At 64.6% G+C, this 21264-nt stretch carries 15 protein-coding genes; 4 read left to right on the top strand and 11 right to left on the bottom strand.

What is annotated here, in order from left to right; genetic code table 11:
- Positions 1-3: 3 nt before the first annotated feature.
- The 10 genes from ACQ4N9_RS10955 to ACQ4N9_RS10910 form a co-directional block, all read right to left on the bottom strand.
- Positions 4-573, bottom strand: coding sequence for a hypothetical protein (locus ACQ4N9_RS10955; RefSeq protein WP_390969201.1), 570 nt, complete (start codon positions 571-573; stop codon positions 4-6).
- A gap of 96 nt (positions 574-669) precedes the next feature.
- On the bottom strand, positions 670-1056 hold the full coding sequence (locus tag ACQ4N9_RS10950) for a VOC family protein (RefSeq protein WP_390969203.1): 387 nt from the start codon (positions 1054-1056) through the stop codon (positions 670-672).
- Positions 1057-1135: 79 nt separating this feature from the next.
- Positions 1136-1780 carry a DNA oxidative demethylase AlkB gene (alkB, locus tag ACQ4N9_RS10945; RefSeq protein ID WP_390969333.1) on the bottom strand — a complete coding sequence of 215 codons (645 nt, stop codon included), beginning with the start codon at positions 1778-1780 and terminating at the stop codon, positions 1136-1138.
- A gap of 115 nt (positions 1781-1895) precedes the next feature.
- Positions 1896-3341 carry a curlin gene (locus ACQ4N9_RS10940; protein ID WP_390969205.1) on the bottom strand — a complete coding sequence of 482 codons (1446 nt, stop codon included), beginning with the start codon at positions 3339-3341 and terminating at the stop codon, positions 1896-1898.
- A 28-nt stretch (positions 3342-3369) separates the two neighbouring features.
- Positions 3370-3840: a curlin gene (locus ACQ4N9_RS10935; protein WP_390969207.1), complete on the bottom strand. Its 471-nt coding sequence runs from the start codon at positions 3838-3840 to the stop codon at positions 3370-3372.
- Positions 3841-3856: 16 nt separating this feature from the next.
- On the bottom strand, positions 3857-6097 hold the full coding sequence (locus ACQ4N9_RS10930; RefSeq protein ID WP_390969209.1) for an Ig-like domain-containing protein: 2241 nt from the start codon (positions 6095-6097) through the stop codon (positions 3857-3859).
- 20 nt (positions 6098-6117) lie between these two features.
- A complete protein-coding gene (locus tag ACQ4N9_RS10925) occupies positions 6118-7449 on the bottom strand; it encodes a hypothetical protein (protein ID WP_390969211.1) in 1332 nt (443 codons plus the stop codon).
- Between the two features lie 586 nt (positions 7450-8035).
- Positions 8036-9232 carry a hypothetical protein gene (locus tag ACQ4N9_RS10920; RefSeq protein WP_390969213.1) on the bottom strand — a complete coding sequence of 399 codons (1197 nt, stop codon included), beginning with the start codon at positions 9230-9232 and terminating at the stop codon, positions 8036-8038.
- An 87-nt stretch (positions 9233-9319) separates the two neighbouring features.
- Complete coding sequence (locus ACQ4N9_RS10915; protein WP_258646406.1) at positions 9320-9787, bottom strand: VOC family protein; 468 nt, start codon at positions 9785-9787, stop codon at positions 9320-9322.
- Positions 9788-9949: 162 nt separating this feature from the next.
- Positions 9950-11569 carry an NADP-dependent glyceraldehyde-3-phosphate dehydrogenase gene (locus ACQ4N9_RS10910; protein ID WP_390969215.1) on the bottom strand — a complete coding sequence of 540 codons (1620 nt, stop codon included), beginning with the start codon at positions 11567-11569 and terminating at the stop codon, positions 9950-9952.
- A gap of 139 nt (positions 11570-11708) precedes the next feature.
- Between ACQ4N9_RS10910 and ACQ4N9_RS10905 the strand changes: the two genes are divergently transcribed.
- Complete coding sequence (locus ACQ4N9_RS10905; protein WP_390969217.1) at positions 11709-13952, top strand: putative bifunctional diguanylate cyclase/phosphodiesterase; 2244 nt, start codon at positions 11709-11711, stop codon at positions 13950-13952.
- 21 nt (positions 13953-13973) lie between these two features.
- Here the strand turns inward: ACQ4N9_RS10905 and ACQ4N9_RS10900 are convergent, their stop codons facing one another.
- Positions 13974-17813 carry a dermonecrotic toxin domain-containing protein gene (locus tag ACQ4N9_RS10900; RefSeq protein WP_390969219.1) on the bottom strand — a complete coding sequence of 1280 codons (3840 nt, stop codon included), beginning with the start codon at positions 17811-17813 and terminating at the stop codon, positions 13974-13976.
- A 324-nt stretch (positions 17814-18137) separates the two neighbouring features.
- Here ACQ4N9_RS10900 and ACQ4N9_RS10895 point away from each other — a divergent pair, with 324 nt between their 5' ends.
- The 3 genes from ACQ4N9_RS10895 to eppA all read left to right on the top strand — a co-directional run bounded on the left by ACQ4N9_RS10895 (position 18138) and on the right by eppA (position 21045).
- Complete coding sequence (locus ACQ4N9_RS10895) at positions 18138-19292, top strand: hypothetical protein (RefSeq protein WP_390969221.1); 1155 nt, start codon at positions 18138-18140, stop codon at positions 19290-19292.
- Positions 19293-19356: 64 nt separating this feature from the next.
- Positions 19357-20472 carry a glycosyltransferase 61 family protein gene (locus tag ACQ4N9_RS10890; RefSeq protein ID WP_390969335.1) on the top strand — a complete coding sequence of 372 codons (1116 nt, stop codon included), beginning with the start codon at positions 19357-19359 and terminating at the stop codon, positions 20470-20472.
- A 396-nt stretch (positions 20473-20868) separates the two neighbouring features.
- Entirely contained in the window at positions 20869-21045 is a 177-nt protein-coding gene (gene eppA, locus ACQ4N9_RS10885; RefSeq protein WP_178125794.1) for an EPS-associated small membrane protein EppA, read from the top strand.
- The last annotated feature ends 219 nt before the right edge of the window (positions 21046-21264 follow it).

Here is a 21264-nt window from a genome sequence, read left to right as displayed (position 1 = left end):
CACTCAGTCGAAATACCCGCGCAGGCTGTAGCGATAGCCGGTATCGACCTTGGCGTTGCCGGCGTGGCTGTAAGTCTTCTTCAAGACGAACTCGAACGCCGGTTCGTACAGCCCATCGCGCACCAGCGCCCCCGCCAGCACCTCCACCTCATACAAGCCGTTGGCCAGCTCGATGATCGGCCGCCCTGGCTCCTGGTAGCGGGCCAGCAGGTCGCCCAGGGTCTTGTTGGTGAAATGCTGCAGCACGCGCCAGGTGAACAGCATCAGTGCGCGGTTCTCCACCCGCAGCACATGGCCTTTACGGCGGTGCTTGAGGCGGCTGCCCGGTTCGAGCAGGGCCGGGGTGCCCTCATCGAGGGTGAACAGGATGCGGTAAGGCAGGTTGTCGATACCGGCCAAAGGCAGGATTACGCCCTCGTGCACCGCCAGGTCGCCACTGTCTCCAGTGGTGAAGGCGCGCGCCAGGTCATCGGGCAGATCGTGTTCGTGCTTGAAGTGCTCCAGCAGCTGAATGTCGCCGAGCAGGAAATAGTCGACCAGGTCGTTGAGGACCTCGCTGAATTCATAGCGCATGGTTTTTCCTTGTTGTGGCTGCGCTGAGCGGGATCGAGCAATGTAGCGGAGCGAGCAAGGGCGACGCCACCGCGGCGTTGCCCGATAGCGTCGGGGTCAGTGACGTTGCGCGATCTGGATGAGGTTGCCGCAGGTATCGTCGAATACCGCCACAGTCACCGGCCCCACATCCGTGGGTGGCTGGGTGAACTGCACGCCGGCCTTGCACAACCGGGTGTATTCGCCCTGGATATCGCGCACGCTGAACGAGGTGGCCGGGATTCCATCCTGTTTCAGCGCAGTCTTGTAAGTCTTGGCTGCCGGATGGGCATCGGGTTCGAGCAGCAGCTCGACGCCGTTGGGGTCGTTGGGGGAGGTGAGGGTGAGCCAGCGATGCTTGCCCATGGGTACATCATGTTTGGGCTCGAAGCCGAGCACGTAGTGGTAGAACGCCAGGGCCTTGGCCTGGTCGTCGACGAGGATGCTGGTGACCACGATCTTCATAGGCGCACACCGATGTGGGTGGGTGTTACAGCAAGTAAAGACGGTCGCTGCGCTTTGACCAGCGTGGGCCGTAAAGTCCTTACCCCGCCTTGCGCAAAGTCAGGTTGATGCGCCGCTCCCCCAGTCGAGGATGCACGCCGGGCTTGATCGGCAGCACGCCGTGAAAGCGCAGGCGGTCTTCGCCGCCCCAGACCAGCACGTCACCATGGTTCAGCGCGATTCGCTGCGCGCGGTCGGCGCGTTGCAGCCCGCCGAACAGGAACACTGCGGGCAACCCCAGTGAAATCGACACGATCGGCTGGCCGAAGTCGCGCTCGTCGCGATCCTGGTGCAGGCTCAGCCGGGTGCCGGGCAGGTAGTGGTTGATCAGGCAGGCGTCCGGCACGAAGCCTTCGAACCCGGCCAGCGCGCCAGCGCGCCCGGCCAGTGCCAGCAACACGGCTGGCAGGGCCGGCCAGGGCTGGCCGCTTAAGGGGTCGAGCGGGCTGTAGCGGTAGCCGCGCTCATCGCTGACCCAGCCCAGTGCCCCGCAGTTGCTCAGCGCCACCGCCATGCGCTGGCCGCCGGGGGTGTGCATGTGCCGCCAGGGTGCGGCGCGCAGCACCGGGCGCAAGGCATCGAGCAGGGCTTCGACCTCGCCCAGGGCGAAGCCGGGCAGCAGCACGGTATGGCTGGCCAGGCGTTGTGGCTGGGGGCCGAACAGGTCGAGGTCGGACTGGATCATCAGGTGGCGGCCGAGCAGGCAGAACAGGCGGCCAGTGTAGCGCTGTTGCCAGGTGAGGGAAAAAGGAACCGCGGCGCCAGGGAGAGCGGACACCGCAGTTCAAAGGGGGAGCGGGTCAGTGCTGGGTGACGGTGGCCATGTTGGTGTTGCCGTACTGGGTGATGCTGGCGGTCTGGCTGGCACCGGCTTGGTCGACGAAGGCCTGGTTGCCGTTGCCGCCCTGGGTCACGTAGGCGACGTTGACGCCGTCGGTCTGTTTGATGGTGGCCTGGTTGCCGCTGCCGTACAGCTGGTAGGTGTAGCTCTGGTTACCGCTGCCGGACTGGTCGATGTTGACGATGCCGCCGTTGCCGGCGGAAATGCCCTCGGCGTAGTTGGCGGTACCGCGCTGGTCGGCAATCAGCAGGTTGTCGCTGCCGTTCTGCTCGAAATACAGCTCGTTATTGGTATCGGCCTGTTTGGTTTCCATGGTATTGCGGTTGCCGTTCTGGCTCAGCTTGGCGAACTGGCCGGTGTCCTTCTGGTTGAGGTTGACGCTGTTCTGATTGCCCACCTGGCGGATCTCGGCGCGCTGGTCGTTGCCGAACTGCCCACCGGATTTCTCGCCCTTCCAGTTGCTGGCCAGGACCTTGTTGCCGTTGCCCTGGGTGGTGATGGTCAGGCTGTGGTTGTCACCGGTCTGGTAGGTGAAGTGCAGGTTGTTGTTGCCGGTCTGCGAAATGCTGGTCACCGACTGGTTGGTCTCGAACTGGTCCGACCAACTGGCGTTGGCGCGGCCGTTCTGGCTCAGGGTGGCACTGTTGCCCTCGCCGAAACTCTGGTCGATGTAGCCTTCGTTGAGCTGGCCGGTCTGGTAGACGCTGGCCTGGCTGGCGGTCTGGTTGTCCTGCCACACCTCCACGGAATGGCCGGTGCCGTACTGGTCGATGCCAATGGTGCCGCCGAAGCCGTTGCGCTGGTCGCCGTAGGCCCAGTTTTCCCGGCCCTGCTGGTAGATGGCGATGTCGCCGTCCTGGTGGGTGAGGTGCTCGGCGGCGGCCTGGTTGTCGTTGCCGCTCTGGTTGATCAGGCTGCGGTTGTTGCTGCCGCCGAACAGTTGCTCGATGGTGGCGTCGTTGCGCTGCCCCGATTGCTGGGTGGTGGCCTGGCTGCCGAGTTGGGTGTCCTGCCAGATCACCGAGCGGTTGCCGGTGCCTTCCTGCATCTGCAGGGCCTGGTTGTTCTCGCCCACCGACTGGCTGGCGAAGGCGTCGTTGAGGGTGCCGCCGGACAGCTGGGTGATCTGACTGCCGTTTTCGAACAGCTGCTCGGCGTAGCCGGCGTTGAGCGAGCCGGTGGCGATCTGCTGGATATCGCTGGTGCTGTTGTCCTGCACGGCCATGTGGTTGTGGTCGCGGCCGGTCTGGCTCTGGCTGGCCGAGGCGTACGAGGCCTGGGTCTGTTTCACTTCGGCGATGTTCTTGTTGCCTTGCTGGGTCTGGGTCGAAGTGCTGTCGTCGGCCATGGCCTGGCCGGCCAGCGCCAGGACAATGGCGGCGCTCAAGGGGGCGAGCTTGTACATGGTGAAGCCTCCTGCGGTTTCGATGGCGTTAACGGTATTGGGTGATGTGCACTTGCTGGCCATTGCCGGCCTGGGTCACGGCGCTGGTCAGCCCCGTGCCGCTCTGCTCGATGGTGGCGGTGTTGTGGTTGCCGATCTGCTCGATGGCGGCCGTGTTGCCGCTGCCGTTCTGGCGGATCGATGCGTTGTTGCCGTAGCCCTGCTGGTTGATCGAGGCCATCAGGTCGCTGCCTTGCTGCAGGATGTACGCCTCCTGCGCGCCCCCGGCCTGGACGATCTGGCCCAGCAGGGCCACACCGTTCTGGTCGAGGGCGGCGCGGTTGCCGTTGCCCTGCTGCTCGATCACCGCCAGCTGGCCGGCAGCGCTGGGCAGCAGCCGCAGCACCAGCGGCTCGCCCAGGTCGTTGCCGGCCGCGAGGTCGGCGTTGTCCATCAGATCGTCGGCCCAGGCCTGGCCACTCAGGGCCAGGCACAGCAGCAGCGGGGACAGGCGTTTCATGGCGCGCTCCTTTGGCTTACTGCACCACCACGTTGACGGTGCGCGTGGTGCCCTGGCTGCTGGTCACGGTTGCCGTAGGCGCCGCCGTCGGTACTGCCGTGGTGCTGTTGCTGACGGCCAGGCGCCAGCGGCCGGTGACCGGCACGGTGGTGGTACCCAGGGTCTGCACGCCGGTGGTGGTGGTCACCCGTACGGTGATGGTGTTGCCCGTGGTCACCGATGAGGTGCCGCTGATGTCCCAGTTGTAGCGGTTGTTGGAGCGGGCCGTGACCGTTGCCGCGGTGACCGCGAAGGTCTCCTGGGGTGGCCGTGGCGACACCTGCACGGTGACCGTGCCAGGGGTGGACAGGGCGCCGATCGAGTCACGCGCGATGTAAGTGAAGGTGGTGCTGAACGCTGCGGTGACCGTGGCCGGTGGCGTGTAGGTGATGGTGCTGCCGTTGCTGCTCACCGTGCCGCGCCCGGCCGGGATCGGCTGGGTGACGCTGGCGATGGTCAGCGGCAGATTGCCCTCCGGGTCGGTGTCGTTGGCCAAGGCGTCGATGGTCAGGGGTACGCCCAGGGTGGCGACGCTGTCGGCCACTGCCGTGGGTGCCCGGTTGGGCGTGACGTTGACGGTGACCGTGGCCGGGTCCGACTTCAGCCCCTTGGCATCCATGGCGCGGTAGCTGAAGGTCGCCACCAGCGGGCTGGTGGCGCCGGCCGGTGGTGTGTAGGTAACGGAAGTGGTGCCGTTCATCACCACGCCGCCCAGGCCGGTGCCGGGTTGGGTGAGGTCGCTGATGGTCAGTGGCAGGTTGCCATCCGGGTCGCTGTCGTTGGCCAGCAGGTTGAGGGTGACCGGGACGCCGACACTGGTGCTGCCGCTGTCGGCCTGGGCCAGCGGCGGCTGGTTGCCGGCCGAGATCGGCGCGTTGCCGACCACCACCACCGGCTCGACGTCGCTGCCGCCATGGGCGGACTTGACGGTGATGCTGGCGGGTGGCTGGTTCAGGTCGTTGACCGTCAGGCTTTGCAGCACGCCGGCCTTGGACATGCGCCCGTAGCCTTGCACCACCAGGTCTGGCACTGCCACCTCGTCGCTGGAGCGGGCCTCGACCAGCAGGCGCTTGGTGACCCAGTCGTAGCGGGCGTTGGTGACCCGTACCACGTCGCTGAGCTTGCTCGACACGGCGGTGGGTTTGGTGGTGCCGCCGCTGCTGCTGGCGGTGACCACCACCACTGGCGGTGGTGCGGCCTGGCTCAACTGCTGGCTGAAGAACAGCCCGTTGTTGTCTGGCAGCAGGTTGAACTGGCAGGGCGAGGGTGGCGAGCCGACCAGCGCCAGGCCATTGCGCAGGCACAGGCTGGCGGTGTTCGGCGCCTTGGCGAAGACTTCGACGCGGGTGCCGACGCCGGTGCGCGAGTAGGTGGCGCGCTCAAGGGTGACCGGGGTCTGGGCGCGTTGGTCGAGGACCTTGCCGGAGACTGTGAAGGTGTTGGTCTGGATCGTGCCCGCCGGGCCTTGGATGCGCACGAAGTTGGTGTTATTCGGGCTGCCGGTCACCGCTTCGGTGGTGTTGGGGTCGCCGACGAAGGTTTCGGTGGCGCCGGTGTCCGGATTGACTTCGGTGTACGGGCCGCCGACACCGCGCAGGAACGGACCGATGTCGCCGTTGAGCGCTCCACTGAAGTTCCCCGGGGCACCGATGCCGATGTCGCGGGTGATGTTGACCGCGCGGCGGCCCACCTGGTTGGCGGCGACGGTGACGGTTTCCACGCCATAGGGGTGGGTGATGGTGTAGGTGCCTGCGGTGGGTATCGAGGCGCGGATGCGGATGCGGGCGAAGCTCTGCTGGTCGCCGTCGACCGGGTTCTCGGCGGCGAAGGCCGCCTCTACGCCGGCCACATAGACTTCCAGCTCGTAGCCACTGTTGCCTACTGCAGGGATCGAGGTCTCGGCGAGGAACCAGAACATCTCGGGCGGCCAGTTGTCGGGGAACACCAGCGGCAAGGTGTCGTCATAGACCCCAGGCTCCGGCAGCAGGGTGCACATGTAGGCCGGGGCGCCTGGCGCACCGGGGAAGCGGGTACTGGTGGCACGCGACTGGCACAGTTCCAGCGACAGGTTGGTGGCGTCCTTGTACCACATGGGGTAGCCCCCGGTGGCGAAGGTGTAGGGGCCCGGGTCGACCTCGGTCAGCACGGCCCAGGCCGCGCTGCTCACGCTGAGGCTGAAACCGGCGGCGCACAGCGCCCGGCGTGACCAAGTATTCATGCTGCCTCCTGGAAGTCTGTTCATGGCACCAGCACCACGGGTTCGCTGTCGCTGCCGCCATTACTACTGCTGACTTGCACCGTGGCCGGTGGTATCGGCGTCAGCCCGGTGGTCATGGATTTCACCGCGCCGCTGCCGCTAAGGTTGCCGATCAGCGCGCCGTTGCCGGTATGCGCGGTCAGGGCTGGAGGGCTGGTCTCGTCGCTGCTGCTGGCCACCACGGTCAGCTGGCCGCTGCCCAGGCTGTATTCGGCGCGGCTGATCACCACCAGATCGGTCAAGGGCATCGGCGTGGTGGTCGGGGTGCTGGTGGTGATGGCCAGGCTGTTGTCGGCGGTGACCTGCAGGGTCAGTGGCAGGGTGGGGTTGAGTACGGACTGGGCATACCAGCTGCCGGTGCCGTTGGCTTCGCCCAAGGCCAGTGCCGGGTTCTGGCTGCTGAGGGTGACGGTGGCCGGTGCCGGCGGCGCCATGACGAACACATCCTGCTGGGCGCGCAGATTGCCGTTTTCGGTATGCCGGGAGTAGGTGCTGCGCTGCGGGATCAGCGGGGTAGGCCGGTTGACCTCGGACAGCTTGCCGGACACGCTGAAGACCGTGGTGCGCAGGTCGATGCCGTTGGGGCCTTCGATGCGCACAAAGTTGGTGTTGAACGGGCTGCCAGTGACCGGCTCGTCCAGGTTGGGGTCGCCGATGAAACGTTCGTTGCCTTCGGTGTACGGGCCGTTGACGCTGCGCAGGAACGGCCCGACATCGCCCTTGAGTGCGCCACTGAAGTCGCCCGCACCGGCGATACCGATGTCGCGGGTCATGTTGATCGCCCGGCGCCCGCCAGCCGGCACGTCGAACACTTCGACGCCATAGGGGTGGGTGACGGTATAGGTGCCTGCCACCGGGACATCGACGCGAATGCGCACTCGGGCGAAGCTGACCTGGTCGCCGGCCTTCGGCTCTTCGGCGGCGAAGGCCGCTTCGATGGCTGTGCCAAAGCTCAGGTCGATACCGCGGGCGGCGTCGACGATCGCGGCATCGGCGGTGAACCAGAAGGCTTCGTCGGGGAAATTGGTGGGGAACACTATGGGTTGGGTGTCATCGAACACGCCGGGGGTGGGCAACAGCGTGCACATGTAGGCTGGCGCGCCGGGCGCACCGGCAACCCGAGAACTCACGGCCTTGGTCAGGCACAGGTCGAGGGTGCGGCCATGGCTGTCCTGATACCAGGCTGGGAAGCCGCTTGCGGGCGCGGGTGGGTAGGGACCGGGGTCGACCGCATACAACGCAGCCTGTGCCGGTAGCTGGAGCAGGCCGGCGACGATCGCGATGGCCAGCGGACGGGGTGTCGGTCGGTGCATGAGTCGATTCCTCCTGCAAACGGGCCCATGGGTTGGGGCGTCTGGGGAGGAGTCGGCAAGTGTTGTGCCAGGTTGCTCAGGATGCTCTGCAGGCCTTTAGCGGCGGGGGCTGCAGTCTGGCTAGCTATCTACAAATTTAAAAATTCGGGTGGGCAGGTGGCCCCAGCTTTGGGGAATCGGGGCGGGCACTGGCGATGCTTCGCAGATATTGAGAGATGCGCCAAGGCGGACAGCGATGAAGTCACAGGAGTGACTGGCCCGAAACAGATGTGGGAGCTGGCTTGCCAGCGATGCGCCGCGCGGGCGGCGCTCGATCTTGAAGGCGCTGTAAGAGTGTCGCCATGCACCTGGTGGCCCACGTCTGATCCCAGGGCGAGCGCTGGGCGCCACACTATTGGCCCTGAAAATTAGGATTCTGTGATGACCACTAGGTGCTTGTCGGGATATCGCGTGATGGCTGCCAAGTGCTTGCCGGTATTTTTGCAGCGCCTATGAAATCGAGCGCCGCCCGCGCGGCGCATCGCTGGCAAGCCAGCTCCCACATCTGTTTCGGGCCAATCTTTCCTGTTGTTTCATCGCTGTCCGCCTAGCGCTCGCGCATGAAGAACCCGGCCACGTACTTGCGGAAGGTCTCCAGGCTCTTGAAGTCGGCGTAGCGCTTGAAATGCTCGGTGTCCGGCTCCGGGCCGACCGGCTGCTCCAGCAACGACACCGACAGCACCCGGTCCTGGTCCGAGGTGAGCACCAGCTCATCCATCACCTGGCCGCCGATCACCGGGCGGCGCATCAGCACCTTCACGCCTTTGCCGGCCATCCAGTCGATCAGCGACACCAGCGCCTTGAGCGGTTCGCGCTCTTCGTCGCGGTACACCGGGAACAGCTGCGCGCGCGACAGCACCGGCACGCTGGCCACGTGGATCATTTCGTAGAAGTGGCTGCCGGCAGTGGCCGGCGAATACAGCGCCAGGGCCAGCAGTGGACCGCTGGTGCGGTTGCCGCCCCAGTACTGGTGGTGGCCCTGGAAGTCGAAGCCGTCCTCGCTGCGCGCATTGATCACCTTGCGCCCCTTGATCTGCTCCACGCAGTCGAGCAGCAGGCCATGGCGGCGGTGGTTGCCGAACACCGTGGCTTCGCGCAGGCGGGCCTTGAGCATCATCATGTGCTTCATGTCCAGGCGGGTTTCCAGGTAGTTGCTGGCCGGCACCCGCTCCAACAACGGGTAGCGAGCGGCCACGCCACGCAGCTCGGCGAACTGGGCGGTGAGGTCCTTCTTCAGGTGGGTGGCGTAGAGGTTCAGGCCGCTGGCCTCGATCCAGGTCAGCAGCAGCGACAGCAGGCGCTGCTGTTCACGGCGCTCGCCGGGTGTGCGCGGGCTGGTTTCGCTCGCTTCGCGCTCATCGGCACGGCGGTAGTCGCCGATCAGCCGCAGGGGCGTATCCGGGGCCAGCCAGGCGGCAGGTTGGTTGATTTCCTCGCTGCGCTCCGCGGCTTCGCGTTCATCCTTGCTGAACGGGCAGCCGGGGGCGTGTTCGGGGGTGTCGGGGTTGTTGCGCAGGAACAGTGTGCCGGTGCTGCCGTTCAACGAGATGTTGAGCACCGGCAAGGCGTCCTTGCGGCAGTCGCAGGCCAGCCACTGGTTGGCGCCGCGCACTTTCATCAGCCACTGGTTGGCCTGCAGCAGTCGGGGGCCGGCGAGGGTGGCGTTGACGAAGCCGACCAGCAGTTCTTCTTCTGCCGGGGTCAGGCTGCGCACTTGCGCGGCGGATTTTTCGATGATTCGCATTGAGGGGCAGCTCCAAGCTACGAGCTGCAAGCTTCAAGCAAAGCCGCGTGGGATTCAACTTGAAGCGTGCAGCTTGAGGCTTGCAGCTTAATTGCCGCCGAACATTTTCGCCGCGCGGGCGCGGATTTCCTCGACGCTCAGGTCTTCCTTGTGGGTAGAGATGAACCACATGTTGTTGAACGGATCCTTCAAGGTGCCGCTGCGGTCGCCGTAGAACTGGTCCTTCACCTCGCTCAACTGCTGGGCGCCAGCGGCGATCGCCTGGGCGAAGACCTTGTCGCAGTCCTCGACGTACAGGTGCAGGCCGACGGCGGGATGCTCGATGGTCTGGCTCGGCTTAAGGGTGTTCGGCATGTCGCAGGGGTCGCCGAGCATCAGCGAGGAATCGCCAATTTTCAGTTCGGCATGGCCGACGCGGCCCTGGGGGTCTTCAAGGCGGAACATCTCGACCGCGCCGAAGGCCTTCTTGTAGAACTCGATGGCCTTGGCGGCGTCCTTGATGCCGAGGTAGGGGGTGATGCTGTGCTGGCCTTCGGGGATGGGCTTGACTGCCATTTGCGTACTCTCCTTTCACCTGGGTGGGCCATGTGCGCGTTGCGCCACGGTGGTGACTTAGAGTCGTTCAGGCGGGCAGGAAATCGACCTGGGGTTTAGATCGATTGCCTATAAAAAACGCGCCGCCCCCGCGTTATGCAAACGCGGGGGCGGCGTCGTCGGTCAGAAGATGTAGTCGGTGGTCAGGAAACTCGACTGGCGATTGCGGATGATCTCGCTGATCAGTTCCTTGTTCGCCTCCTGGAACCGGGTCGCCACCAGCGTGCGGATGGAGAACACCCGCAGCGCGTCATGCACCGACAGCGTGCCCTCGGCGCTGTTCTTGCGGCCATTGAACGGGTAGGTGTCCGGCCCGCGCTGGCACTGGGCATTGATATTGATGCGGCCAACCTGGTTGGCGAAGGTGTCGACCAGCGCGCCGATGGTGGCGGGGTCGTTGCCGAACAGGCTCAGTTGCTGGCCGTAGTCCGAGTCGAGCACGTAGTCGATCACGGTCTGCAGGTCGCGGTAGGGCACCACCGGCACCAGCGGGCCGAACTGCTCCTCGTGGTAGACGCGCATGTCCTGGCTGACCGGGTAGAGCAGGGCGGGGTAGAAGAACGAACCACGGCTGAGGCCACCGCCTTCGTTGAGCACCCGCGCGCCCTTGCCGGTGGCATCGGCCACCAGGCCGTCGAGGTAGTCGAGCTTGCCCGGCTCAGGCAGTGGCGTGAGCGCCACGCCCGGCTCCCAGGGCATGCCGGGCTTGAGCGCGGCGAGCTTGCGCTGAAACTTGTCGAGGAACGGCTCGACCACGTCTTCATGGACGAACAGGATCTTCAGCGCGGTGCAGCGCTGGCCGTTGAACGACAAGGCGCCGGTGACCGCCTCTTCGACGGCGTTGTCCAGGTCGACCTGGGGTAGCACGATACCGGGGTTCTTGGCGTCCAGGCCCAGCGCTGCGCGCAGGCGGTGCGGGCGTGGGTGCAGCTTTTTCAGGTCGGCGGCGGCCTTGTGGGTGCCGATGAAGGCGAACACGTCGATCTTGCCGCTGGCCATCAGGGCGCTGACGGTTTCGCGGCCTCGGCCATAGATAACGTTGATCACCCCGGCCGGGAAGCTGTCGCGGAAGGCTTCGAGCAGCGGGCGGATCAGCAGCACGCCGAACTTGGCCGGCTTGAACACCACGGTGTTGCCCATGATCAGCGCCGGGATGAGCGTGGTGAAGGTCTCGTTGAGTGGGTAGTTGTAGGGGCCCATGCACAGCGCCACGCCCAATGGCGCGCGGCGGATCTGGCCGAGGGTACCTTGTTCCAGCTCGAAGCGGCTGGAGCGGCGGTCGAGGTCCTTGAGCGCATTGATGGTATCGACGATGTAGTCGCAGGTGCGGTCGAACTCTTTCTCGGAGTCCTTGAGGTTCTTGCCGATCTCCCACATCAGCAGCTTGACCACCGCCGTGCGCTGTTCGCGCATGCGCGCCAGGAAGGTTTCGACATGCTGGATGCGCTCGGCCACGCGCATCGTCGGCCAGGCGCCGCGGCCCTTGTCATAGGCCTGGACCGCGGCGTCCAGGGCAGTGAGGGCGGTGTCGGCGTCGAGCAGCGGGGCGCTGCCGAGGGTCACCTGGCGCTCGCCGTCACTGTGCTTGAGCCACACCGGGCTGTGCACCGTGGCCAGCGGGCCGTCCCAGTGCCTGAGTTCACCGGCCACCAGGTAGTCGCGTTGCACCAGAGGCTCGCCCAGGCGCCATTGCGCGGGGATGTCGTCAGGGGTGGGAAACAGCGAGTCGAGCAGACGTTCCATGGGGCTAGCACCTCTTGTATTTGGCTGGGTGAAACGCTTCAGCATCCGAGCATGCACCCCGCGCAGGAAAAAAACCAGTCTGGCTCAACATTGCCTGGGGTGCGCCGATACAGGATGAATCGACTCCGATGTCAGGCCTATGACCAGCAACAATCGCCCCGCACTCGATGACCCCTTGCCCGAAAAGGGCGCCCTGCGCCGTACCCTCAATCGCATGCTGCCGGTAGGTTTCGCCGTGGTCGGGATCGGCCTGTCCATGGTGCTCGGCCACCTTGATGCCCAGCGCGAGCAGGCCGAGCAGGTGGCTAACCTGGCCGCACGTCTGTCCGGTGTGCGCGGAGCGCTGGAGGCGCAGTTGCGCGCGGCGTTCAGCGAGGCCGAGGGCATCGCCCAGCTGATCAGCGCCGACGGCAGCATCAGTGTCGAGCATTTTCACGGCATGGCCCGGGATGCCGTGGCTTCGGTGCCTTACATGCGCCATATCGCCCTGGCGCCGGGGGATGTGGTGAGCGATGTCTACCCGCTGGAGGGCAACGAGCGGCTGCTTGGTCTCGATTACCGGCTTTTGCCGTTGCAGTTTCCGCTGCTGGTGTCGGCGCGTGACCGGCAGGCTCCGGTACTGGCAGGCCCCCTGCAACTGCTGCAGGGTGGCCGGGGGCTGATCTACCGGCGGCCGATCTTCGTCACCGGCAAGCGCGGGGTGAAGTTGTACTGGGGCAACCTCTCGGTCGTCGCCGACATCGACCGCCTGCTGCTCACCGCCGGCCTGCGCCCGGAGGCGGGCTTCGAACTGGCAGTGCGTGGCAGTGATGGCAAGGGCGTCGATGGCGAGGTGATCTGGGGGGATGCGCAGTTGTTCGAGGCGCCCCAGGTGAAGGTCAGCGTGGACGTGCCGGGCGGTCTCTGGCAACTGGTGGCCGCGCCGCGTGGCGGCTGGTCGACGCTCAATCTGTTTGCATCGCCGCTGTTCCTGTTCGCCTTGACCACCACCGGCCTGTTCAGCCTTTTCGTCGCCCAGCTCAACCGCAAGCAGCGCCTGCTGGCGCTGCGTAACCGCGAGCTGCGTCAATACCAGGCCCAGCTGGAGCGGCTGGCCCACTACGACACCATCACCGGGCTGCCCAACCGCGTGCTGTTCCTGCAGCAGTTGAGTGCGGCCATCGAGCAGGGCCATGGCCTGGCGGTGCTGATGCTCGATATCGACGGCTTCAAGCAGGTCAACGACAGCCTCGGCCACCCCATGGGCGACCTGTTGCTGCAGCAGGCCACCGCGCGTTTCCTGCAGGAGCTGGACACTCAGGACCGGGTTTGCCGGTTGGGCGGCGACGAGTTCGTGTTCATGCTGCAGGGCACACAGGGCCAGGTCAGCCACCAGATCCGTGCCGTGCTGCGTTGTCTGCAGCGCCCGTTCGACCTCAACGGCAATGCCAGCCTGGTCACCGGCAGCATTGGCCTGGCCTGGTGCCCGCAGCATGGCGAGGACGCCGACAGCCTGCTGCGCCACGCCGACACCGCCATGTATGCGGCCAAGGAGAGCGGCCGCAACGCCTGGCGTCCGTACCACCCGGACATGACCGAACGCCTGCAGCAGCGCCTGGAGCTGGAGCGCAACTTGCGCCGGGCCCTGGAATACAACGAGTTCGAGCTGTGGTACCAGCCCAAGCTCGACCTGTTCAGTGGTGGCCTGGAAGGGGTCGAGGCGTTGTTGCGCTGGCGCGACCCGCAGCACGGCCTGGTGTCTCCGGGTGAATTCATTCCGTTGGCCGAGCGCACCGGGTTGATCATTCCGTTGGGCGAGCGGGTATTGGAACTGGCCTGCGCGCAGTTGGCGCAGTGGCGAGCGCAGGACCTGCTGCCCGGGCCGTTGGCGATCAACGTGGCGGCGCTGCAGATCGAGCGCAGCGACTATGTCAGCGCCCTGGCCTGTGCCCTGGAGCTGCACGGGCTGCCGGCCAACCTGCTGGAAGTGGAGATCACCGAGAGCCTGCTGATGGAGAGCCAGCAACAGGCCTGCGCGGTGCTGGCGCAGTTGCAGGCGATGGGCGTGGCCACTGCGGTGGACGACTTCGGCACGGGTTATTCGTCGCTGGCCTACCTGCGCGCGCTGCCGATCGACCATTTGAAGATCGACCGCGCCTTCATCAAGGACCTGCCGGGCGACGACGACGCGGTGGCTATCGCCCGGGCGATCATCGACCTGGGGCATGCCCTGGGTTTCAGGATTACTGCCGAAGGGATCGAGACTCAGGAACAGTACGACTTTCTGCGCAACGCCGGGTGCGACCAGGGGCAGGGCTTCTTGCTTGGCCGGCCGATGCCGGCGTCGGCCTTGCAGCACTGGCTGGCCGAGCACCGCGAGCGGCGGCGCCCGGCCAGGGAGTGAGCGTCGCCGCTGCCGGTTGCGCTACATGGGCAGCTCGAGTATTCGCCAGGGGGCCTGGCTCATCGCGTAGTCATGCATCACCGGCTCGGCGTCGATACGCTGCAGGCGCCGCCAGAGTTCCTGTCGTGCAGTATCCGGGTCATTCATGTAGGTATCGTTGACAAGAACGGCGCGCAGCCCGCGTCGGTAGGCAATGGGCAGCCGCTGCCAGATCGCCTGTTGGGCGGCATTGGTGCCCTCGAGAAGTTCCTCGTACTGGTAGTCGGCCACCAGCAGATCGATGCCATGCGCCTGGTAGTACGCATCGATCTGGCCCTGCACTGTCGGCGTCAGCCAATCGCTTTCCAGCTCCATCGCACGGGCGACGTGCTCCGGAAACACCACCCCCTGCGGCAGGGCCGTGAACTGGTTGTCGGAGAGATCCAGTACCGTAAGGCCGATGCCGTCGCTTGTTTCTGCAGGCGTTGGCAGGCTGTCCAGCCCGTGTGGCAATTGCGTGAGGCTGGTATTGTCCAGGCTCACCAGTTGCAGGCCACGCAGGTTGCCGAGGTCGGGTGCGCGCAGCAGCGGGTTCTCGGAGAGATCAAGGTGCAGCAGGTTTGACGAGCGCTCCAGGCGTGCCTGGGCCAGGTCGTCCCAGGTGATGCGGTTGCCTTGCAAGTCGAGCGAGATCAGCCGCAGTGGCGCGGCCAGCTCTGGCAGGGTGGCGAATCGGTTATTGCGCAGGTGCAGGCGCTCCAGCAGCGGGAAGCGCTCGAGGAACTCCGGGTGCAGCCAGCTCAACTGCGGGTTGCCACTGAGCTCGAGCTCCTCGACGTGCCCGAAATCATCCGGCAGGGCGAGGCTGGCGATATCCTCGTTGGTCAGTTCGAGGCCCGCCAGGTCCAGCGCGTGGATGTTCTGCCCTGGGGCGATCGGGCTGGGTGAGTCGCGGTGCCAGGCGTCGATGATCAGGCGCACGGCCCGCTGGCGCCGGGGTGAGCCGGCCGACCATTCGGCCAGGTCGTCGCGCAGGCGTTGCAGGCGGGCTTCCAGCCTGCCTAGCGCGATTTCCGGGGTAATGCCCTGGCGGTGCCAGCGCGACAGGTCGGCATGGAACTGTTGGTCATCGCTGCTGGGGTACAGACGCCGGTAGCGTCCACGGGTGGCGCCACGCAGCAACGGCGGCGAGTAGCCGCCGCCTGCATCGCCGCCGCGCAGCCCGCCCTGTCGCCACCGCGCGGGAGCGCCGCCCCAGAGCCTTCTGGCCAGGCCCTGCCGATCATCCTGGGCCAGCACCTGCTCGCGCAAACCTTCGGCGCCCTTGATGCGCAGCCCCAACGCCTGTAACCGGGCGCTGGAAAAAACCTCGACCAGTGCGCGGCACAGGTCTTGATCGAGCGTACCGGCTACCGGGCGCTCGCCGCGGTAAGCCTCATACCCCTCGGCGGACTTGATCAGGGTGTAGCGTTCGCTTGCCTGGCTGTCGCCGATGGCGCGCAGCACTGTTCCTTGGGGGCTGCCAGCGCGCAGTTCCAGGCGCAGCGTCGAGCGGCCGGACATCCGTTCGACGTACATGAGCACCAGGCGCTCGCTGTCGGTTGCGGCCAGGCGTGGTAACCACACGCCTTCCAGGGCGCGGGTGAGGGGTAAGTCGCTTGCCACCTGGCGGGCGGCATTGTCGAGCCAGGTCGGCAGTTGACCGGTGCTGCGTTCGCTGGCCGCCAGCCTGGCGACCAGGCGTGCGGCCAGCGGCCGGGTCAGACGTGGATGGGCGAGCAGCAGTTGATCGACCAGTGGGTCAGCTGGGCTGGCCGGGTTGTAGTAACCCTCGAACAGTGGCGCGTGGGCGAGGGTGGCGTCCTGCGCCATCCGGGCCAGGGCCTGCTGCTCGGCACGCAAGCGTGCCAGGGTATCGGCCAGCAGCGGCGGGGTGGGCCTGGACCGCAGGTGAACCTGGCGCAGGGCGTCTTCGCTCAGGCCGCACACCTGCGTGGCGCGGCGCAGCTCATCGTCAGTGAAGCCCGTGAACTCCGGCCCCAAGCGCCGAATCAGGTAGACCAGTTCCCAGTCCTGGGGCTGTTCGTGCTCGGCATGCCAGGCGCCGTCGCCATTGTGCTCAAGCAGCGGCTGATAGGCGTCGTTGCGCTCCGGGTGAACGATGCGCCAGCGCTTGAACTGTGGGTCGAGGCGTTGTTCATACAGATGCCCGTCGATGCGGATGAAATACCTGCCGTCATGCTCGAACTGCCCGCTGGCGTTGGCTTGCAGCGTCTCAGGCAGGGCCATCGGGCTGCGGTAAGGGGCGAGCTCCGGGCGCCACAGCCGTCGGCTGCCATCGGCCACTCGCACCTGATCGAGGCTTTCCATCAGTGGGCTGTTGAACAACTTCGGCAACACCTTGCCGGCCACATGCAGGCCACCGATCAAGGCCAGGTTGAGCCCGACGGCCTCGAGGTGACGCAAAGCCAGGTGGCGATCGCCGATGCTCCATGCCTCATAGCCCTCGTAGGTCTCGTCCAGCAGTTGGCAGGCGATGACGGCAAGCAGCAGAGTGCCGACCCCGGGGACAAAAAAGCCGGCTACGGTCAGTACATCCATGCCAAGGCTCAACCACTCGTCGCGACGGCGCTTGCGCGCCTGCGCGTCGGCATCGGCGGTCGGCACTGCCAGCAGGCGCGCTTCGGCCTTGAGCCGGGCCAGGTGGCGATCCTGAAGGAAACCGAATACGTCGCCAGGCACCGGGGTGAGGGTCAGGTGCAGGTTCGCCGGGCTGGCACTGACCCAGGTCTGGTCACTGAGGCCGAGGCCGCTGGCGTCGAGGTTCTGGCGCAGCAGGTCGAGGAACTGTGCGCGCTGGTCAAGTGGCAGGTAAGCCAGGAAGCGCTGGCGGGCTTGCGGGTCGATCAACCGTTGCGCCAGCGTGGCCTCCACCGATTGCTGATCCTTGCACAGTTGCAATGCCGGGCTGTGCCCCGGCAGGTACAGCAGCAGGCCGGCCTTGCCGGCGTCGATCAGCAGCACCTCATGCAAGGGGATGCCGAACAGCGTGAGCGTCCAACAATTGCCGGGTTCACCATTGAGCAGGCGCTCCACTTCGTCGCGGGCGCTGCCGCTGAGGGCGTGGCGCAGATAGCCGATATCGGCCGCCACCCGCAGACGGTCGCGCTGCACTGTCATGGCGAGGGAGCGTAACCGTGCCTGGTCGCTGCCGTCGAAGATGTGCTGCAGGTGCTCCTGGTAACGTTGGCCCAGGTCAAGTTGCCTGCAACTGCTGGCAAAGGCCTGGGGCGTGAGGGGCAGGGCGTTTACCTGATAGGCCTCGGATGCCATCTGAAAGGTAGCGCCCGGGGTGTCGAAACCGATGGGCGCGAAACCTTCGACGGTGATCGGCTGCACGCTGATGTCGGTTGCCGCAGCAATGGCACTGTGGCTGTCGAACGACTCATCGCCGGCAAAATTGAGCAATGCCGCCTGCAGCAGGCTGTGCCGTTCGCTGCTGTACAGGAAGCGGGTGCCGAGCCAGGACCACTCGCATTGCACATGCAGCAGCTGGGTGTCACGTACAGGTGCGAACATGCCGTCTTGCGCAAGTTGTGCCTGCAGCAGGGGCTCGCAGAATTCGCTGATTTGCTGCAGCCCCTTGAGGGCGCGGGACAAGGCCTGTTGCGAGCGTGCCAGGCGGTCCTGGCTGGCGAGCAGGGTTTCGCGCAGGTCGGGGGCGGCATTGTTGAACCAATCGGCCTCTGCCCCAGGTAGGCCTTGGGCGGGTTCCAGTGCGCCGCGCAGGGATTGCCAATGCTCGGCTGGTAGCGGATGAGTCCAGCCAGGAAGCTGTTGTTCGAGCAGCTGTTGATGCGGGTTGCTATCCGGGTAGGGCATGCGGTGACTCCTGTTCGATTGAGTGAACAGCAGGCACCGAAAAGAGTCAGCGGGTGCGGTAGATAGCTAATGATGGGGACGATAGGCAGGCAGACCCGAAGACACTGTGCTTGGATATTAAATTGGCGCCAAGGAATACCTGGTCTTGATATCAATGTGCCGCTTGCAAAGTGATTTTCTTGCACCTTTAATTGTTTCTAAATGTGAGTGCGATTAATGACTTTTTAAGTGTTGAATATCAGATGGTTAGGTTGGCGCTTCAAGCACTTAGGCAGTTCTATGCAGGTGTGTACATTCGACAACAGCAAAGGACGTTGACGCGCGATGAAACAATACTTGGCGGCTGTTGCCCGTAAATTCATATCGCCCTCCATGCGCTATGAACTCAGGAATGTATCAAACAAGTTACGCGATTTTCTCGGGCGCGCCTGTTTCTGGCGCTGGGAAATAGCCAGGTTCCGCCTGCAACAGGAAAGCCCCTACGAAATTCTGTACATCGGTCGCAAGCAGCGCCGGGAGATGGCCAAATTGCTCATCGGCGGCAAGGGGCAGGGCAATGCCCCCGCCGCCAACGAGCCCGTGCTGCCTGCAGCATCGGGGCACGTGGTGGTGGTGAGTGAGATGCCGACCACAGGCGCCTTGAACGTACCGCATTACCTGAGCGCCGTGGTGCCGTTAGGGCGCCCGCTGGAGGAGATCACCGCGCGTTACGACAGCGAGCTGCGCCGCAGCATCCGCAAGAACCGGCCGCTCTATCAGATGCGCCAGACCCTGGATGATGACGAAATCGCCATGGCCGATCGCGAACTGCTGCGCCCATACGCCTCGGCACGGCAGGGTATTCATGCCGCGCAGTTTCCCACCGACGATGTGTTCCGCCTGGCCAAGGGGGTCGGCCGGCTCGACCTGATCATGCTGGAGGGCGAGGTGGTTGCCTGCCACCTGGGGTGCGAGATCACCCGTGGCGGCAAACGTTACTGGAGCACCCTGCGCTTCGGTTACTGCGAAGCGGTGTTCGCGGATGCGAAACGCCTGCGTGAGGTCAACTCGATCACCACCTACATGGCCCTCGAATGGGCCCTGGAGCAGGGCTACGACTATTACGACATCGGCCTGTGCGTGGCGCGGCCGGATGACGGGCTGCTGAAATGGAAAAGACGGCGCGGTGGGGATATCGATGGCTTGAACAACCACGCGTACATGTTTGTCCGGCTGCCCAAGGCGGGGGTTGCCCAGTTTCTCTGGGACACACCCTTGTTTGCCGTCGAAGGCAACAAGCTGACGCTGCACCTGGGTGTGCCCGATGGGCCAAGCGATGAGGAAGTCGCCAGTCGGTACCATGAAATGGTGTTCGGCGGCCTGCACAAGATCTACCTGTATGGCGCAAAAGGCGCGGGTGAGCAGTTTCTGGAAAACCTGCGCAGCCGTTACGCCAGCGTGCCGATACCGCCGACCATGGAGCGGGTCGTGTCCAGCTAAGGTTCAGGATTTCGAGCGCATGTTGCGCCAAACCAGTGACGCTGTGCTCAAGCAGGGGGACATCATGGGAAGTGGTATTTCGAATTTCAGCGCACCGCCTACCCGACATAACACCTGGACGTTGGCCGCGTACAAGAACATGGCCAGAAAGCGCCTTGGGCGCAAACCGGACATCGACCTTAAAAGTATTGCGGACAAAAGCTGGGACATTGCCCCCGGGGAGTCCACGGTATCGCCCGCGGCCTTCTATTTGCCGGGCCAGCTGGAGCGGGTGACCGGCTGGGAGGGCAAGCGTTTCTACCCTTACGTCCATCCCGCACAGACTATGGAGGGCGGGGTGTGCATCGAGCAGGGCGCAACCCGTGGCTACCTGATCAAGGACGCCTGGCTGATCGACGGCGCGCTCTACAAGGGCAATGCCAGCCATTGGTTATCGCGAAAACCCAGCACCTTCCCACGGATCAGCGTGGACCACGAGATCGAGCGCGGCGCCGTTTACTGCACGCAGAACGGCAATTCGTGGTTTGGTACCTGGCTGATGGAAGACTGCGTCACGTATGCCCTGGCCTGTGACGAGGGGGTGCCTGTGACCACCGCGCCGTCGGCGCGATTCCCGCTGTTCACCCAGGCCCCGGCCTATGAAGACTGGCTGGATATGCGACCGCTGCGCCTGCACAGTGCGTTTTTCCGCGAACTGGTGTTGTTCGACGACCACTGCAACAACCGCAGCCGGCATGCCCGCTACCGCGCGATGGGCCAGAAACTGCTGGCACATGTGGATGCAGCGCCCCACCCGGGGGTGTTCATCTTGCGTGGCGGCGATGGCGATTTGCGCTTGTTGCGCAATGAAATCGCGGTTGCCGAGCACCTGGCCAAGACCCGAGGCTTTCGCATCATCGACCCGCTCCGGGCCGATGTGCCGAGTATCGTCGCCGCCTGCGCGGGGGCGCAGGTGGTGATCGGCGTCGAGGGCAGCCAGCTGGTGCATGGCGTCAACGTGCTGCAGCCAGGTGGTTGTGTGCTGACCTTGCAGCCGCCAAACCGGTTTGTCAGTTACTACAAGTACCTGACCGATCGTGATCACCAGCATTTCGGCTTTGTGGTCGGGGTGCCGGAAGGTGATGGCTTTCGGATCGATGTTGCAGAAGTGGAGCGCACGCTGGACTTGATGCCATTGTGAGCATGGCCCTGCGCTGATGCCGGTGGTTATGCAAGCGGGGGCGTTGATGTTTTGACTGTAAGCCGAACCATTAGCATTAGGCTTCTCATCGATGAAACACCTTAGCCGCTACCTGGTCGCCTCAGGGACTTGATGGGCCCTTCATACGCTCTTGTGATAATCCGAAAATAGCCGAAGTTAAACACCTTTCGCAGCCATTCGCCCGGCCTGTATCAATGCCAAATCTCTGCATATTTCATCTGGCGAGAAATTGACATGCACAGAGGACTTCGATTGAGATTTATTATGGTGTCGGATCGTTGACGTAATATCATTGTGCCCATAAGCTCAAATTCAACAGCGATACAATCTTTGTTCCCCAACAATAACGTTCATCCTCTTGTGCAGGAGGGGATTATGCGCTCGACACTCTTCATCAAATCGATTTTCCTGTTGGTCCTTTTGAGCGGCGCCGCACGGGCAGCCGATTCCTATATGAGCCATGCCAGCGTTATTCCTTTGGCGACGGCGGGTTGGCTGTTCGCATTTGCGGTAATCGGTTTTGTAGCTGTTGCCAACAGAAGTAAAATTTGAAGTGTGTCAATGAGTTGTGTGCGCCCTCTGTAGTTGTCTAAAAAGTTTCAATGCTTTTTGGTAATAAGCCAGTAAATTGACAGGTGAAATCTGTTGTTGGCGGCCCTGGCATCCTACAGAAGCTTGTCAATTTTCCTACCATTGCTATATTCCAGTAGCCGGCAAGCCTGACGCTCAGGTGTCAGCGTTCAGGCGCAAGACGGTACTGGCTTCCAGGAT

It is taken from the genome of Pseudomonas sp. ES1 (genome assembly GCF_050586605.1).
Taxonomy (GTDB): Bacteria; Pseudomonadota; Gammaproteobacteria; order Pseudomonadales; family Pseudomonadaceae; genus Aquipseudomonas; species Aquipseudomonas sichuanensis.
Note: the sequence above shows the minus strand (reverse complement) of the source record. Positions and strands in the feature narration are given on the sequence as shown.

What these genes read in the sequence shown, in the direction of transcription:
- ACQ4N9_RS10955 (WP_390969201.1), bottom strand. Translation starts at nt 573, where the DNA reads ATGCGCTATGAATTCAGCGAGGTCCTCAACGACCTGGTCGACTATTTC.
- ACQ4N9_RS10915 (WP_258646406.1), bottom strand. Translation starts at nt 9,787, where the DNA reads ATGGCAGTCAAGCCCATCCCCGAAGGCCAGCACAGCATCACCCCCTAC.
- ACQ4N9_RS10940 (WP_390969205.1), bottom strand. Translation starts at nt 3,341, where the DNA reads ATGTACAAGCTCGCCCCCTTGAGCGCCGCCATTGTCCTGGCGCTGGCC.
- alkB (WP_390969333.1), bottom strand. Translation starts at nt 1,780, where the DNA reads ATGATCCAGTCCGACCTCGACCTGTTCGGCCCCCAGCCACAACGCCTG.
- ACQ4N9_RS10900 (WP_390969219.1), bottom strand. Translation starts at nt 17,813, where the DNA reads ATGCCCTACCCGGATAGCAACCCGCATCAACAGCTGCTCGAACAACAG.
- ACQ4N9_RS10895 (WP_390969221.1), top strand. Translation starts at nt 18,138, where the DNA reads ATGAAACAATACTTGGCGGCTGTTGCCCGTAAATTCATATCGCCCTCC.
- ACQ4N9_RS10935 (WP_390969207.1), bottom strand. Translation starts at nt 3,840, where the DNA reads ATGAAACGCCTGTCCCCGCTGCTGCTGTGCCTGGCCCTGAGTGGCCAG.
- ACQ4N9_RS10930 (WP_390969209.1), bottom strand. Translation starts at nt 6,097, where the DNA reads ATGAATACTTGGTCACGCCGGGCGCTGTGCGCCGCCGGTTTCAGCCTC.
- ACQ4N9_RS10950 (WP_390969203.1), bottom strand. Translation starts at nt 1,056, where the DNA reads ATGAAGATCGTGGTCACCAGCATCCTCGTCGACGACCAGGCCAAGGCC.
- ACQ4N9_RS10920 (WP_390969213.1), bottom strand. Translation starts at nt 9,232, where the DNA reads ATGCGAATCATCGAAAAATCCGCCGCGCAAGTGCGCAGCCTGACCCCG.
- ACQ4N9_RS10905 (WP_390969217.1), top strand. Translation starts at nt 11,709, where the DNA reads ATGACCAGCAACAATCGCCCCGCACTCGATGACCCCTTGCCCGAAAAG.
- ACQ4N9_RS10910 (WP_390969215.1), bottom strand. Translation starts at nt 11,569, where the DNA reads ATGGAACGTCTGCTCGACTCGCTGTTTCCCACCCCTGACGACATCCCC.
- eppA (WP_178125794.1), top strand. Translation starts at nt 20,869, where the DNA reads ATGCGCTCGACACTCTTCATCAAATCGATTTTCCTGTTGGTCCTTTTG.
- ACQ4N9_RS10890 (WP_390969335.1), top strand. Translation starts at nt 19,357, where the DNA reads ATGGGAAGTGGTATTTCGAATTTCAGCGCACCGCCTACCCGACATAAC.
- ACQ4N9_RS10925 (WP_390969211.1), bottom strand. Translation starts at nt 7,449, where the DNA reads ATGCACCGACCGACACCCCGTCCGCTGGCCATCGCGATCGTCGCCGGC.